The 16411-nt window shown below is 59.3% G+C and carries 11 protein-coding genes; 9 read left to right on the forward strand and 2 right to left on the reverse strand.

Annotated features, from left to right (window positions below; translation table 11 throughout):
• Positions 1–764: 764 nt before the first annotated feature.
• From AC3ZVB_RS24315 to AC3ZVB_RS24340, 6 genes are all read left to right on the forward strand, one after another.
• Entirely contained in the window at positions 765–1391 is a 627-nt protein-coding gene (locus AC3ZVB_RS24315) for a response regulator (RefSeq protein ID WP_490147924.1), read from the forward strand.
• A 6-nt stretch (positions 1392–1397) separates the two neighbouring features.
• Positions 1398–5015: a transporter substrate-binding domain-containing protein gene (locus tag AC3ZVB_RS24320; RefSeq protein ID WP_490147925.1), complete on the forward strand. Its 3618-nt coding sequence runs from the start codon at positions 1398–1400 to the stop codon at positions 5013–5015.
• 132 nt (positions 5016–5147) lie between these two features.
• Positions 5148–6353, forward strand: a complete 1206-nt coding sequence (locus AC3ZVB_RS24325; protein WP_490147926.1) for an EAL domain-containing response regulator — start codon at positions 5148–5150, stop codon at positions 6351–6353.
• A 118-nt stretch (positions 6354–6471) separates the two neighbouring features.
• Complete coding sequence (locus tag AC3ZVB_RS24330) at positions 6472–6885, forward strand: ANTAR domain-containing protein (protein WP_194692503.1); 414 nt, start codon at positions 6472–6474, stop codon at positions 6883–6885.
• A 106-nt stretch (positions 6886–6991) separates the two neighbouring features.
• Positions 6992–7618, forward strand: coding sequence for a response regulator (locus tag AC3ZVB_RS24335; protein ID WP_490147927.1), 627 nt, complete (start codon positions 6992–6994; stop codon positions 7616–7618).
• Complete coding sequence (locus AC3ZVB_RS24340) at positions 7619–10855, forward strand: transporter substrate-binding domain-containing protein (RefSeq protein WP_490147928.1); 3237 nt, start codon at positions 7619–7621, stop codon at positions 10853–10855.
• A 3-nt stretch (positions 10856–10858) separates the two neighbouring features.
• On the opposite strand, the gene dkgB is transcribed toward AC3ZVB_RS24340, so the two are convergent.
• Positions 10859–11662, reverse strand: coding sequence for a 2,5-didehydrogluconate reductase DkgB (gene dkgB, locus AC3ZVB_RS24345; RefSeq protein WP_490147929.1), 804 nt, complete (start codon positions 11660–11662; stop codon positions 10859–10861).
• Positions 11663–11879: 217 nt separating this feature from the next.
• Positions 11880–12788, reverse strand: a complete 909-nt coding sequence (locus tag AC3ZVB_RS24350) for a LysR substrate-binding domain-containing protein (RefSeq protein ID WP_490147930.1) — start codon at positions 12786–12788, stop codon at positions 11880–11882.
• Between the two features lie 104 nt (positions 12789–12892).
• Between AC3ZVB_RS24350 and AC3ZVB_RS24355 the strand changes: the two genes are divergently transcribed.
• From AC3ZVB_RS24355 to AC3ZVB_RS24365, 3 genes are all read left to right on the forward strand, one after another.
• Entirely contained in the window at positions 12893–13759 is an 867-nt protein-coding gene (locus AC3ZVB_RS24355) for a pirin family protein (RefSeq protein ID WP_162440404.1), read from the forward strand.
• Between the two features lie 127 nt (positions 13760–13886).
• Positions 13887–14513, forward strand: coding sequence for an isochorismate family cysteine hydrolase YcaC (gene ycaC / locus AC3ZVB_RS24360; RefSeq protein WP_162440403.1), 627 nt, complete (start codon positions 13887–13889; stop codon positions 14511–14513).
• A gap of 175 nt (positions 14514–14688) precedes the next feature.
• Positions 14689–16137 carry a mechanosensitive ion channel domain-containing protein gene (locus AC3ZVB_RS24365; protein ID WP_162440402.1) on the forward strand — a complete coding sequence of 483 codons (1449 nt, stop codon included), beginning with the start codon at positions 14689–14691 and terminating at the stop codon, positions 16135–16137.
• Positions 16138–16411 lie beyond the last annotated feature (274 nt).

A 16411-nucleotide genomic window follows, 5' to 3' on the forward strand; every position in this document is an offset into this window, starting at 1 on the left:
TACCTGTCAGCCTAAGAATTTAGAGTTGCTGGGCAACATAGAATCTCCCACAGGGACATGCGCAGGCCTTAAGTGTCAGGCCGCCTCGCTGTGGCTGTGGCTGTGGCTTTTGATTTTGATCTTGATCTTCTTGCCCCATGGGTAGGCCGAGCGCAGGTTCTGCGCAGTGGGCAACCCGGCATGGATGCCGGGTTAGCCGCCCCCGGCCATGGATGGCCGATGGCGGCGGGCCCACGGAGCAGGACCGGAGCGAGGGTATGCCGAGCCCAGGCGAGGCACCGGACGAAAGGGGCAAGAGCGTTTGGTTACTTGGCGCTCTTCCAAGTGACTCGCTGTAAAAGCGAAACCAATAGCCGCCGTGACCGCAGGAATGGATATGTACACCAGCAACAGTCTCACCGCCAATGAAGCAGCCATCGCGAACAAGCCCGCTCCCACAGTTTGATCCGAGTAGATCAGGGAAATACTCATCGGCTGTCAGGGCGTCATCGCGAGCAGGCTCACTCCTACAGTTTGCTCTGGGGGCATCAGGGAAATACTCGTCGGCTGTCAGGGCGCCATCGCCGGCAAGCCAGCTCCCACAGTTTGATCCGGTTGCATCAGGGAAATACTTATCGGCTGTCAGGGCGCCATCGCGAGCAAGCGTTGCTCCTGCAATTGATCTGAGGCCTCCCCACCAATCATCGCGTCACAGCCCAAGAACGCCACGCGCCGGCAGGAAGTCGCCCTTGCTACAATGCCCGCCATGTCTTGCAGAGGTTCCTATGGTCAAAGCGATGGTGGTAGACGATCACCCGTTCATTCGGGCATCGGTCAAGATGCTCCTGCAACAGGAAAACATCGAGGTTGTCGCCGAGGCGGACAACGGTGCTGATGCTGTGCAAATGGCGCGCGAACACACACCGGACTTGATCATGCTGGACATCGCCATGCCCAGGCTTGACGGGCTCGAAGTCATCAGCCGGATCATGACACTGAAAAAGCACACCAGGATCATCGTACTCACCTCGCAGCCGGCGATTTTCTACGCCATGCGCTGCATGAAAGCCGGAGCCGCCGGCTATGTCTCCAAAACCGATGACCTCAACGAACTGGTCAAGGCGATCAAGGCCGTGATGACCGGCTATACCTTTTTTCCCTACCTGCCAGCCAGTTCCGTGCGCAGCATTGATACCCGGGCCACTGACGTGGAACTGATTCAGAGCCTGTCCGACCGGGAGCTGATGATCTTGCAGCAACTGTCCAACGGCATGAGTAACAAGGAAATCAGCGAGGCCATGTTCCTGAGTACTAAAACCATCAGCACCTACAAGACGCGCCTGATCGAAAAACTGAACGTGAAGTCCGTGGTCTACCTCGCCGATTTTGCCAAACGCAACCAGTTGATCTGAATGCACATGACCTTTGGAAAATGGCTGGTCGTGCTTCTGCTGTCTGGCGCGTTGAATGCGGTGGCGAACGCGACCATGCCAGCGCAAACGTTGCAGGTACTGGGGCGGTCGCAGGTCGATGGTTACAGCGTGGTGCTCGACGAGGGCGACAGGGAGTGGTTGCGCGCCAAGGGCACGTTGCTGTTGGGCGCGTCGGCGCCGGATTACCCGCCGTTTGGCATCACGGGCACCGGGCGGGACTATGAAGGCCTGACCGCCGATTACGCCGCGTTGCTGGCCGGGTTACTGCAGGTACGCGTCGAGGTCCGTCGCTACGATTCGCGCGCTGATGTGGTTCGTGCAACCAAGCTCGGTGAAGTGGACTTGCTCGGCACGTCCAACGATTTCGAGGCGGCCGACCCTGAGCTGATGATGTCCAGCGCCTACGCCGACGACCAGCCGACGCTGGTGACCCGGACAGAGGACAACCAGACGCTGACACCTGACCTGGCTGGCAAGCAGGTGGCGATGCTGTATCACTACCTGCCGCCGGAAGCCGTCAAGGCGCACTTTCCCCATGCCCGTTTGCAACTGTACCCCTCGACCTTGAGCGCGATTGGCGCCATGGCCTTCGGCACGGCCGATGTCTATCTGGGCGACTCCATCAGTGCCAACTACCTGATCAACAAAAACTACCTGAACAACGTCCAACTGGCGGGCTTTCTCGATACGCAGGTGCACGATTTCGCTTTCTCCATGCACCGGGACAACCAGCGTCTGCTGCGGATCGTCAATGCCGCCCTGGCGGTTATTCCGGCCAGTGAACACTTGACCATCCTGCGTCGCTGGAGCGCTGGCGGTGCGGACATGACTGGCCTCCATGCGTTGAAATTCAGTACCGCCGAACAGCGTTGGATGGACCAGCATCCGCGCATCAGAGTGGCCATCGATGAAAGTTTCCTGCCCCTGTCGTTCTACGGCCAGGATGGCAAGTTTCGCGGTCTCGGCGCCGATGTCCTGGCGAAGGTGTCGCTGCGCACCGGGCTGAAATTCGATATCCAGCGGCTGCAGACGGTCCCTGAGCTGATCAAGCAGGTCGAGACCGGTCAGGCCGACCTGTTGATCAGCCTGACCCCCAGTGCCGAGCGCGAGAAGTCGCTGCGGTTTACTCGCCCCTACCTCAGCACGCCCCATGTGCTGGTCACCCGCATGGGCACTGGCAGTCCCGCGACGCTCGACGAGATGAACGGCAAACGCCTGGCGGTGATTCGCGGCACACCGGTACGAAGCCTGTTGATGGAGCAGTATCCGGCGATCCGGTTGATCGATGCCGACAACGCCGAGCAGGCCATGACCATGGTCGCCAACGATAAGGCGGATGGCGCGGTCAATGCGCTGATCACCGCGCGCTACATGATTTCCCGGCAGTTTCGCGATCGGCTGCACGTCACCAGCACGGTCGGCACCGGTTCGGCCCGCATCGGTTTCGCCATGGCCCGCAATGCCCCTGAGCTGTACTCGATTCTCGACAAGACGCTGCTGAGCATTCCCCCGGAGGAGCTGGACGAGCTGTCCAATCGCTGGCGCAGCGAGGTGGTGGTTGATGACAGTTATTGGCTGCGTCACCGCGCAGCAATCATTCAGGGCTTTGCGTTGGCGGCCGTGTTGCTGTTGTTGGCGCTGGGCTGGATTGCTTACCTGCGACAGCTGATCGCCAAGCGTCGACAGGCAGAAGTCGCACTCAGCGATCAGCTGGAATTCATGCGCGTCCTGATCGACGGTACGCCCCATCCGATTTATGTGCGGGATCGTGAAGGTCGGTTGTTGATCTGCAATACGGGCTATCTGGAGGTGTTCGGGATCGAGCGGGATGTCGTCGTTGGCAAGACCGTTATCGAGGGCATGTTCAAAAGCGTGCAAGAGGCTGCGGTTTATCACGAGGACTATCTGCAGGTCATGAAGGACGGCCTGCCTCGGGTACAGGACCGCCAGCTGACCTTGGGCGCAAACGTGCTGACCATCTACCACTGGATGCTGCCGTATCGCGCCAGCAATGGCGAAGTGAGCGGGTTGATCGGCGGCTGGATTGACATCAGTGAACGTCAGCGCCTGGTGCAGGCGCTGCATGAAGCCAAGGATGAGGCCGATGATGCCAATCGCGCGAAGACCACGTTCCTGGCGACCATGAGCCATGAAATCCGCACGCCGATGAATGCAGTGATCGGCATGCTTGAGCTGGCGATGAAAAAGGCTGACGAAGGTGTGACGGACCGCTTTGCAATTGAAGTCGCGTCTGGCGCGGCGCGGAGTTTGCTCGATCTGATTGGCGATATTCTTGACGTGTCGCGCATCGAGTCCGGCCATCTGTCCCTGACACCCGAGCGCGCCAACCTGGGTGAGCTGGTGACTTCGGTGGCGCGTATTTTCGAAGGACTGGCGCGGCAAAAACAGTTGCGTCTGATACTTGAACTGGACCTCGGGGCCCATCGCGATGTGCTGATCGATCCGCTGCGGTTCAAGCAGATTGTCTCCAACCTGTTAAGCAACGCCATCAAGTTTACCGAGCGAGGCGAGGTCCGGCTGCGGGTCAAGGTTCAAACCGGGGCGGACGCGCAGCGCCTGACCGTGTGCCTGCAAGTCGCCGACACCGGCATCGGCATTTCCGACGACGATCAGCAACGCTTGTTCAGCCCGTTCACCCAGGCCAGCAACAATCCTCAATCGGCCCGCAGCGGCTCCGGACTGGGACTGGTCATCAGTCGCACGCTGTGCGAGATGATGGGTGGCCAATTGACCCTGTCGAGCGTGGTGGGGCAGGGGACGCAGGTCGACATTGTGCTCGACGTACCGATGCTGATGCCCTCGAATGAGCCCGCGGCGGCGCCGGTCGAGCCCGCAACGTCCAGCCGTGCGCTGCACATCCTGGTGGTCGACGATTACCCGGCCAATCGGTTGGTGCTGTCCCAGCAATTGAGTTACCTCGGCCATCGGGTCAGGGACGCCGAAGACGGTGTCCAGGGATTGCGCGCCTGGCGCAGTGAATCCTTCGACGTGGTCATCACCGATTGCAACATGCCGATCATGAGCGGGTATGAGCTGACCCGGACAATCCGTGCCGAAGAAGTTGCACGCGGCCTGGCGCCGGGTTTGATTCTCGGCTTTACCGCCAATGCGCAACCCGAGGAAAAGCAGCGCTGCCAGTTGGCGGGAATGGATGACTGCCTGTTCAAGCCAATCAGTCTGGAAGACCTCAGGGATCGGCTGGCCAGCCTGATCCCGATCAATACCGGTGCGTCCATCGGGACCGCGTCCTGCGAGCTGTCGGATGAAATTGACCTGAGTGGTCTTCATCAGCTGACCCGGGGTGACGATGCGTCGATCAAGCGCCTGCTGGATGACTTGTCTGCCAGCAACGACGAGGACATGGCGCGGTTGATGCGACTGTTCACCCAGCACGATGTGCCGGGTCTGGCGAATCTGGCCCATCGGGTCAAAGGCGGGGCGCGGATCATCAAGGCTCATGCCTTGATTGACGCCTGCGAATCCCTGGAGGCCGCTTGCGAAGGGGTGAACCCCGGGCAATTGACTGAAGCGGTTGACGCGTTGCATCAGGCGATGGACCGATTGGCCCAGCGCCTGGCGTGATCGCAAGGCATCTGAAGAATGTTCACTCCTGTAATTTAGGAAATTTCCTACACGATTTGGGATATTTCCTAAATAACGCCTTCGTTCATTTCCGGATAATCGTCGCTCCCTCCCAAGACGAGCCGAGATGTCATGACCCGCCTGCCCCTCCGTGTTCTGGTACTCGAAGACCATAGCTTTCAGCGCTCCGTGGCGGTGAACATGCTCAAGCAAGCTGGCTGTCGCGAGGTCTTCGAGGCCAGCGATGGAGCCCAGGCGCTGGCTGTTTTAAAGGACGTCGGCCCAGTGGACATTGCCCTGTGCGATCTGCAGTTGGAGGGCATGGACGGTTTGGAGTTCTTTCGGCGGCTGGGGGCGTCGGGACAGGTCAAGTCGATCATCATCAGCAGTTCGCTGTCGGCAGACTTGCGCCGTGCCGTGCACCAGATCGTTTCCCTCCTGGGTTTGAAACTGCTCGGGGACGTTGGCAAACCCCTGCATCCGCACTTGTTGGAGCAGTTGCTGAACAAGCACCTGGGGAGCCCGATGGTCGAGCCAGTCCCGGTAAGTCTTGTGCAATCGGCCAGCGAAGAGGAGGTGTGCGCCGCGCTTGCGGAGGGTCAGATTCAGTCCTGGTACCAGCCAAAATTTAATCTGCACACGGGGCAGGTGTGTGGGGTTGAGGTGCTCAGTCGATGGTTGCATCCGGTTCGCGGTGTGCTGTCACCGGCAGTGTTTTTGCCGATTCTGGAGGGGCAGGGGCTGATGGATTCGCTGCTGTTTACCCAACTGGACCAGGCGCTGAGCCTTCAGAAAGAAGCGGCAAGTCGGGGCTTCTGTTTGAACATGGCCTTCAATCTTCAGGCCGCACAACTGGCCCGCAGCGAGCTGACCGCCAGCATTCGCGAGATTCTGGCCAGGCATTCGGCGTTTGGCTCCGGACTGACCTTCGAACTGACCGAGAGCGGTCTGCTGGCGGCGCCCGCTATCAGCATGGAAAATCTGGTACGGCTGCGCATGATGGGCTGCCGTTTGTCCATTGACGACTTCGGCGCCGGGTTTTCCTCGTTGCAACGGCTGTGTCAGCTGCCCTTCAGCGAGATCAAGCTCGATGCCGAGTTCGTCCGCACGCTGGACCTGGAACCCCGATGCCGGGCGGTCATCAGCAGCACCCTGGCCCTGGGGGAAAACCTGGGCATGTCGGTGGTGATCGAGGGCATCGAGACCGACGCGCAACGCCTGCAATTGATGTCGTTGGGATGCACCCAAGGACAAGGCTACTGGTACGCAAAGCCGATGAGTGGCGAAGCGTTGCTTGGATGGCTGCAGTTGCACGGCGAATCACCGATGCGTCGTTGATCTCCTACCTATGGCCGGATAAATGGAGGGGCCATTTAGGAAAAATCCTACATCAAGGACTTGCGCTCATGCGTAGCCTTGCGCCATCTCGAATCTGACACCCTGCTGGGGGCCCACGTTGTCCAACAAAGCCTTACGTATCCTGATTGCCGACGCGCAGCATTTTCAGCGGATGAGAATCGAGCGACTGTTAAATCAACTCAATTACTACTGCATCGCGCCGGTGCATGACCTCGAGGAATTGCTGACGCTGATCGAATACGGCTGCGAGCCTTTCGATCTGGTCGTGATCAATGCCTCACTGGCCAATGGCGCGCTGAATCTGCTCGATTTCTTCCGCGACAACCCTCAGGTTCGTCACGCCTTCATCTATGACGGCCAGCATGCGGCGTTGCCGCCGATCCCGGCGCGCGATCAACAAAAAATCCAGGTCAGCCTGGCGGTATTGCCTGATCTTTCGTCGATCCAGCGATGCATGGCACTCGTAGATCCACGCTTACCGTCCGTCGGAACTGTCATTTCTGTCAGGTAGTTTCGTTGCCTTGCACATGCCAGAATTTTCGCGCAGCTGTTGCGTTGATCCGGGACCTGCTTCGTGGACATTCATTGCATATCGTCATTTATTACAGGGAGACGCCATGAAGTCAGTGCTGATTGTGGACGATCATCCGGTGGTTCGCGCCGCAGTCAAACTTGTGCTTCGCCAGGAGGGCTTTCAAAGCATCCACGAGGCAAGCAGCGGTAACGAAGTCATGCCGATGATCCGTGAACACCAACCGGAGCTGGTGGTGCTAGATCTTTCAATGCCTTCGCTCGATGGTCTGGAAGTACTGCGGCGCATCCATGACGGTGCGGAGCGATGCCGGGTGCTGGTCTTTACGTCCCAGGAACCGACGTTTTTTCAGGACCGCTGCATTCGCGCCGGTGCTTCGGCGTATGTTGCCAAGTCAAACGACTTGCAGCATTTGCACAAAGCCGTGCACGCGGTGATGGCCGGCTACAGCTATTTCGCCCAGTTGCCGTCCAATACGGTGGCGTTGAGCGCGTTGCAACGCAGTGAAAAGGAGCGCATCGATCAGCTCTCGGATCGCGAGATGACGATTTTCCTGCACCTGGCCCAAGGGACCACCAACAAGGCGATTGCCGAGGCAATGCACCTGAGCCACAAGACCGTCAGCACCTACAAAACGCGTTTGATTGAAAAACTCAATGTGGATTCGCTGGTCCACCTGAGGGATTTCGCCCAGCGCAATCATCTGATCTGAATGAAGACCTTCCCGAGCCGCTGCCTGACCGCGTTACTGCTGCTGGGCCAGTGCCTCTGGATCACGGTCGCCCAGGCGCAGCCACAAGCACTGACCTTGCTGTGCCGATCAAGCGTCGCTGGCTATAGTGCGATGCTGTTGGCAAGAGATGCTCAATGGCTGGGAAAAAAAGGCCGTCTGGTGCTCGCCGTTTCGGCGCCGGATTACCCGCCTTTCGATATCACCACCACCGGTACGGCATTCGAGGGCCTGACGGCAGACTATGCCGGGTTGCTCAAGCAACTGTTGAACGTGGAGATCGAGGTTCAGCGTTACCCTTCCCGCGAAGAAGCGCTGGCCGCCATCAAGCAAGGCACGGCGGACTTGCTGGGAACAGCCAATCGTTTTGAAGCCCAGGACCCGCAGTTACTGATGTCCAGTGCCTATGCCGTCGATCAACCGGTACTGGTGACGCAGGCCGGTTCGTCGCAGCCGCTGGACCCTGAGCTGGCCGGCAAACGGCTGGCGATGCTCTATCACTATTTGCCACGGCAGGAGGTAGAGGCTTTCTATCCACAAGCGCGGGTCGAGTTATTCCCTTCGACGTTGGGAGGCGTGGGGGCCGTGGCGTTTCGTCAGGCAGATGTGTATCTGGGCGATGCCATCAGTACCCATTATCTGATCAGCAAAAACTACATCAACAATGTACAACTGGCGGATTTTTCGCGGATGGAGTCCGGTCGTTTTGCGTTTGCGATGAGCAGCGATAACGGGCAATTACAGCGCATCGTCAATCGGGCGCTGGCGGTGATTCCGATTGATGAGCGCTTGAATATCCTGCGTCGATGGGGCGCTGGCGGACCGAGCATTGCGGGAAATCTACCGCTCAATTTCAGCGTGGCGGAACAGCGCTGGCTCGATGAACATCCGCGCTTGAACGTAGCGATCAACGAAAACATCATGCCGATTTCCTTCATCGACGGCGAAGGAACGTTCCGGGGTATCAGTGCGGATGTACTCGCAAAAATCAGTGTGCGCACCGGGCTCAAGTTCGACGTCAAGCCCTTGAAGTCGGTGGTCGAAATGATCGACCAGATCAAGTCCGGCCAGGTCGACCTGATTGCGGGCATGAGCCCCAGCACTGAGCGCGAAGCCGATCTGCTGTTCACCCGGCCTTTCCTGACCAGCCCCAACGTGCTGGTCGTTCGAGCAGCCCCTCAGAGCCCCTCGACCCTGGACGAAATGGCTGGAAAAACCCTGGCCGTGACCCAAGGCAACAGTACGGCGCAATACCTTCGCCAGCATCACCCGCAGATCAATCTGATCGCCGCGCCGTTGACGGCACAGGCCATGGAAATGGTCGACCGGGGCGAGGCGCAGGGAGCCATCAATTCGTTGATCGGCGCTCGCTACATGATTCCCCGCCAGTTCCAGGGACGTCTGAAAGTCACCAGCACCGTGGGCACAGACCCGGCCCGTAGCACCCTGGCGACAGGTCTGGGTTCACCGGAGCTGCATTCGATACTCGACAAGGCACTGCTGAGTATTTCACCCGAAGAAATCGATGAAATGACCCAATATTGGCGCAACGACCTGATGGTCGAACCCAGCTATTGGCTGCGGCATCGACAAGACATTCTCCGGGCCTTTGCCGCCGCCGGGGCGCTGTTGTTGCTTGCCCTGGCGTGGATCGTCTGGCAGCGTCGCCAGATTCGTCAGCGCCAGGTGCTGCTGCAGCAATTGCAGGAAGCCAAGGACGCCGCCGACGATGCCAATCGCGCGAAAACAACCTTTCTGGCGACCATGAGCCATGAAATCCGCACGCCGATGAACGCCATGATCGGCATGCTCGAACTGGCGCTCAAGCAGGCTGAGCAGGGCATTCCAGACCACTCGGCGATCGAGGTGGCTTCCAGTTCGGCACAGCAACTTCTGGCGCTGATCGGCGACATCCTGGACATCGCGCGCATCGAGTCCGGGCATCTGTCGCTGGCACCCGAGCGGGCGAATCTGCGCAAGTTGGTGGAGTCGGTCTGCCGGATTTTCGAAGGGTTGGCACGCCAGAAAAATCTCTATTGGCGTGTGGACCTGGATGCACAAAGCGATTGCGATGTGATGATCGATCCCACGCGGTTCAAGCAGGTGCTGTCCAATCTGCTGAGCAACGCCGTGAAGTTCACCGAGGTCGGGGAAGTCAGCCTGACGTTGCGGGTTGAGCCGAAACGGGCCAGTCATCTGGCGGTGAGTGTGCTGATAAACGACAACGGTATTGGCATCAGCGAGTTCGATCAGAAGCGTCTGTTCAGTCCGTTCGTACAGGCCGGCAATAACCCGCAGTCGGGGCGTCAGGGTTCCGGGTTGGGGCTGGTGATCAGCCGTACCTTGTGCGAGATGATGGGCGGGCGATTGCAGCTCGACAGCGCCCTGGGGCAGGGCACGAAGATCGACGTTCAGCTTGATCTGATGGTATTGCCACCGTTGTCGTCAAGTGAGGTCGACGTGGCTGACGTTGCCCCGTTAAACGTGCGCTCGCTGACGATTCTGGTGGTCGACGATTACCCGGCCAATCGCTTGCTGCTTTCGCGGCAATTAAGCTTTCTGGGGCATCACGTGCGGGTGGCCGAGGATGGCGCACAAGGAATACTGCAATGGCGTGAACACGAATTCGATGTGCTGATTACCGACTGCAACATGCCGGTGCTCAGTGGCTACGAACTGGCAGGGGCGATACGCGACGAAGAGCGTGCCAATGGTTTGCAGCCCACCCTGATCCTGGGGTTTACCGCCAATGCGCAGCCTGAGGAGAAGGCGCGTTGTCTGGAAGCCGGTATGGATGACTGCCTGTTCAAGCCCATTCGGTTGGCAGACTTGAACCAATGGCTGGCATTGAAGTTCAGTGCAGCGGTTGCCGACAGCGACGCGCCCGCCAATACCGAAATCGACTTGAGTGGACTGGAGCAGTTTGTGGGGGCGGACCGCGAGTTGATTGATCAGTTGCTGCGCGATGTGGCCGTGACCAATCGCAGCGATCGGGCAGAACTGCTCCAGGCCCATGCCCGTGGCGATCATCACGCCTTGAAAGTGCTGTCGCACCGGATCAAGGGCGGGGCGTTGATGGTCCGGGCGGGCAGTCTGGTGGAGTGTTGCGAACGTCTTGAACGAGCCTGCGGCGAGGGCGACAAGGCACTGATCGACGCATCCGTCGATCAGTTGCAACAGGCCATGGCGCGACTGGAGCTTAGCCTTGAGCAGGATTGACGCTTAGTCCCACTGCGGCGCAATGCCCTTGGGACTGGTCAGCCGGTGACCACGATCCAGACCGGCAATCGAGGCCATGTCGGCGTCGCTCAGGGTCAGGTTGCAGGCCTTCAGGTTGCTTTCCAGGTTGGCGCGCTGGGTCGACGAGGGAATGACCGCGTAACCCAGCTGCATCGCCCAGGCCAGGGTGACTTGTGCCGGCGTGGCCTGCAGGCGTTCGGCGATCTGCTGGATCACCGGGTCCTTGAGCACTTCCCCGTAGGCCAGGGTCATGTACGAAGTAATCCCGATCCCCTGACTTTTCGCGAACCCGGCAACGACGCGGTTTTGCAGGTATGGGTGGAGTTCGATCTGGTTGGTGGCGATGTGTTCGGCACCGATTGCGGCAATGGCCTGTTTCATCAGGTCGACGGTGAAGTTGGAAACACCGATCTGTCGGGTGAGGCCAAGGTGTTTGGCTTCCAGCAAAGCGCTCATGAATTCTTCCACAGGCACCTGATCTTCAGGCGAGGGCCAATGGATCAGAGTCAGGTCCAGATAGTCGGTCTGCAGTTTGCTCAGGCTCTCTTTGAGGCTGTCGATCAGACGGTCTTTGGCAAAGTTTGCGACCCAGATCTTGCTGGTAATGAACAGCTCTTCACGGGCAATGCCGCTGGCCGCGATGGCCTCGCCGACTTCGGCTTCATTTTCGTAGATTTGCGCAGTATCGATTGCCCGATAACCCAGTTCCAGACCAGTGCTCACAGAGTTGATGACCACCTGACCTTGCAGGCGAAACGTACCAAGACCGAATGCGGGAATAGACATCAAATGACTCCAGGGTTGCAGTGGGTATGGGCATCAGTATCCGCGTGTGCATCCCTGGGAAAAACCGCTGGTGGGACAAAGCAGTGTTGACTGCAAGTCATGAATCCCAAAACAAGCTGTGAAAAGAGCAGCGTAGGTACGGTGTAGGAGCTGTCGAGTGAAACGAGGCTGCGATCTTTTGATCTTCAACAACTACCCACCCAGTCCGAAACAACATCTACGCAATGTCGGCGTGACTGAATTCCTCGCCCAAAAAATCGATCAACGCCCGCACCGAGGGCAACAGTCCGCGACGTGAGGGGAAGATCGCATGGACGATCCCGCATTTCGGCGCCCATCCCGGCACCAACTCCACCAATCGGCCGGCGGCGATGTCCTCACGCACCACCACGGTTGGCAGATGCGCGATGCCGATCCCCTCAAGCACCGCGTGGCGCAGGGCTAACAGATCATCGGTCACCATGCGCGGCGAGTGGCGGATCACCGCGCTGGCGCCGTCTGCACCCAAAAGCTCCCACTGATATTCCCGTTGCGCCGCGCCCCAATGCAGGCTGGGCAGACCGCTGAGGTCGGCCGGGGAGGCCGGCGTCGACAGGTGTTCGACAAACGCCGGGCTACCCACCAGGCATTGGGTGCTGTTGGCCAGCACCTTCATGACCATGTCGGTGTTTTCCAGCGGCGGAAAACGCACACGCAGGGCGATGTCGAACCCTTCATGAATCAGGTCGACCCGGCGGTTGGTGCTCTCGATGAACAACTCCACCAGCGGGTACTTGAGCATGTACCGGCTCAGCATCGGTCCGACCCAGGAATTGAGCAGCGCAGTCGGGCAACTGATGCGCACCAGCCCCTGAGGTTCGGAACGATTGCGTTCGATCAGTTCCGCGGCGCTTTCCGCTTCGACCCGCATGGCCAGGCAACGCTGGTAATAGGCCTGGCCGATCTCGGTCAGCGAACACTGGCGGCTGGTGCGATGGAGCAGGCGTACGCCCAGGCGTTCCTCCGGCTCGGCAATGCGTCGGCTGAGCTTGGATTTGGGCATGTCCAGCGCGCGTCCGGCCGCGGCGAAACCACCGTGTTCGACCACCTGGGTGAAGTAATAGAGGGTGTTGAGGTCTCCCACCATCGTTCTCCAAATAGAACGCTATGAGTGATTTTTGCAGTCTAGCGCATCAAAGGGTTCAGTTTTAAGCTTTGTCCATCGCTTCAAACCCCATTTTCGGAGGCACCATGAAAAACATCATTGGTATCTACACCAGTCCACGCAGCCACTGGGTTGGCGACGGCTTTCCGGTTCGGACGCTGTTTTCCTACGACAACCTGGGCAAACACATCAGCCCGTTTCTGCTGCTCGATCACGCCGGTCCTGCTGAATTCACTCCGACCACGGCACGTCGCGGCGTTGGTGAGCATCCGCACCGCGGGTTCGAAACAGTGACTATCGTTTACAAGGGCGAAGTGGAGCACCGCGACTCCACCGGCAGCGGCGGCAAGATTGGTCCGGGTGACGTGCAATGGATGACCGCCGCCTCGGGAATCCTGCACGAAGAGTTTCACTCTGAAGCCTTCGCCAAAAGCGGCGGCACCCTGGAAATGGTGCAGCTGTGGGTCAACCTCCCGGCCAAGGACAAAATGGCCGACGCCGGTTACCAGACGATTCTCGACAGCGACATCCCGAGCATCCCGCTCAAGGACAACGCCGGCAGCCTGCGCTTGATCGCCGGCGAATTCGACGGTCACACCGGTCCTTCGCGTACGTTCACCCCGATTGACGTCTGGGACCTGCGACTCAACGGCGGCAAGCTGTTGACGCTGGATCTGCACGAAGGCCGTAACACTGCGCTCGTAGTCTTGCGTGGCACGGTGCAGGTCAACGGGCTGGAACTGGTCCGCGAAGGGCAACTGGCGTTGTTCGAACGTAATGGCCATCAGCTCACCCTGGAAGCCAACAACGACGCCGTGGTGTTGCTGCTCAGCGGCGAGCCGATCGACGAACCGATCGTCGGCCACGGCCCGTTCGTGATGAACAGCGAGCAAGAGATCCAGCAGGCGTTCACCGACTTCCAGTCGGGTCGTTTTGGCCGGATGAGCGGTTGAATGGATTGCAGTAACGCAGTGGTGTACCGGGCCTGGATAACTACGCTTGTCAGGCCCCGATTAAACGACAAAACGAAAACCTTACCGCCGGCCTGGTCGGCATCGATAAAATAGCGAGGATTACCCCATGACTACTTCTTACAAACGTCTCGACAAGGATAACGCCGCCGTTCTGTTGGTAGATCACCAGGCGGGCCTGCTGTCGCTGGTGCGCGACATCGAACCGGATCGTTTCAAGAACAACGTGCTGGCGTTGGCCGACCTGGCCAAGTACTTCAAGCTGCCGACCATCCTGACCACCAGCTTCGAAACCGGCCCGAACGGCCCGCTGGTGCCTGAGCTCAAGGCCCTGTTTCCCGATGCGCCGTACATTGCCCGTCCTGGCCAGATCAACGCCTGGGACAACGAAGATTTCGTCAAGGCCATCAAGGCCACCGGCAAGAAACAGCTGATCATCGCGGGCGTCGTGACAGAAGTCTGCGTGGCTTTCCCGGCACTGTCGGCCCTGGCTGAAGGTTTCGATGTGTTCGTGGTGACCGATGCCTCCGGCACGTTCAACGAATTGACCCGTCAATCCGCCTGGGACCGCATGTCCTCTTCTGGCGCACAGTTGATGACCTGGTTCGGCCTGGCTTGTGAACTGCATCGCGACTGGCGCAACGATGTGGAAGGCCTGGGTACTCTGTTCTCCAACCACATCCCGGACTACCGCAACCTGTTCACCAGCTACAACGCGCTGACTGAAGGCAAGTAATTCAGGCTGATGCAGTGACCCTGTGGGAGCCTGCTCGCGATGGCTGGATAACACTCAACGGCTATGTTGACTGTTACACCGCTATCGCGAGCAGGCTCCCACAGGGTTTTGTGTTGTTCTGACATTCCCAATTGCTCCTACACTGTGCCCATCCGTACATTGCTGGAGCCGCTAGATGCCGTCATTGCTCGCCGATCATCCGTTGCTCTGCGCGCTGGTCCTGATCCTCATCGATCTGGGGCTTTGGCGCTTGATCAGTGCCAACGGCAGTAACTGGAAGCTGGTGGTGCGACTGGTGATTTTTTCGCTGTTCAGCTTTCTGCTGTTCAACGAGGGATTGAACCCGCTGGAACCGGCGCCGTGGGCCGACGATGTGCCGCTGCACCTGGCCGCGACCGGTTTGCAAATCGGCTGGTGGCTGTTCGGCGCGCGGACCCTGACGGTGCTGATTGGCGCGGTGATGATGCAGCGGGTCGGGCATACCGGACGGTTGCTGCAAGACCTGTTGGGCGCTGTCATCTTCCTCATCGCCATTATTGCCGCCCTGGCTTACGTGCTCGACCTGCCGGTCAAGGGCGTGCTGGCGACCTCCGGCGCGCTGGCGATCATCGTCGGCCTGGCGCTGCAAAGCACCTTGAGCGATGTGTTCTCCGGGATCGTCCTGAATACGACCAAACCCTATCAACTGGATGACTGGATCTCCATCGACGGCACCGAAGGTCGGGTCACCGACATCGACTGGCGCGCCACGCGCCTGCAAACGGCCCAGGGCAGCATGGCGGTGATTCCCAACTCGCTGGCGGCTAAAGCCAAGATCATCAACTTCAGCCGACCGAGCGACATTTTCGGCGTCTCCATCAGCCTGCAACTGAGCCCCCACGCGCGGCCGCAAACAGTGATCGATGCACTGGAGAGGGCGATGCAGGGTTGCCGCTATCTGTTGATCAAACCGGCGCCCTGTGTGGCCTTGAAAGGCTCCAGCGCCACCGGTGTGGAGTACGAAATCAGCGGGTTCGTAGCGTCGATGGATCAGAAACGCATGGTGCGCAATCAGTTGTTTGACCTGGCGTACCGGCACTTGCAGGCGTGCGGTGTGAGTCTGTTGTCGAACGTCGAATCCAATGCGCCCGCCGGCCTGTCACGGCCACTGGCGCTGCTGGACAGCTCGACCATCTTCTCCACCCTGCGCCAGGAAGAGAAAGAGACGTTCAGCCAGCACATGACCCTGCAAAGCTTCCGCGCCGGCGAAATGATTCTGCCGGCGGGGGAGGTCAGCGATCATTTGTTCATCATTGAGTCCGGTGTGGTGTCGGTGGAATTGAGTCGCGGCGGGGTCAAGTTCGAGTCCGGGCGCATGGGGCCGGGCGAGGTGATCGGCGAGGGCGGGATCCTGTCGGATACGGCGTTGCCGGCGGACTTCAGCGCCAAGACTTCCTGCAGTTTGTACCGGATCGAAAAGGACTACCTGAAACCTTGCCTGGACGCACGGCATGACATCGGCGAAGCGATGAAGACATTGCTGGATTTCCGTTTGAACAAAGCACAAACCCTGACCCAGGAAGCGCCGAAGGTGGTGCCAAAGAAAGGGTTTTTGCAATGGTTGCGGGGGCGTGGCCAGGGGTAGGGAGATTGCGTTGGCTTTGCCGGCCCCATCGTCGGAACGCCGCCCGGAACAGGCTCACTCCTACCTTTCTAACCGCATTCCCATAAGAGTACTCGGTCAACTGTAGGCGTGAGCCTGCTCGCGATGAGGCCAGCAAAGTCACCTCAGCCCTTGGATTGAGAATGCTGAGTGGCTATCCCCCACCCAGTGGCCTACCCAACTTCTGAAATATTGGCTATTTGTCAGCGCCACCGACGGGATTATTTTAGCGCCACACCCACTTGTACCCGGAGCC

The sequence above is a fragment of the Pseudomonas sp. MDV22-iso1 genome (assembly GCF_058145095.1).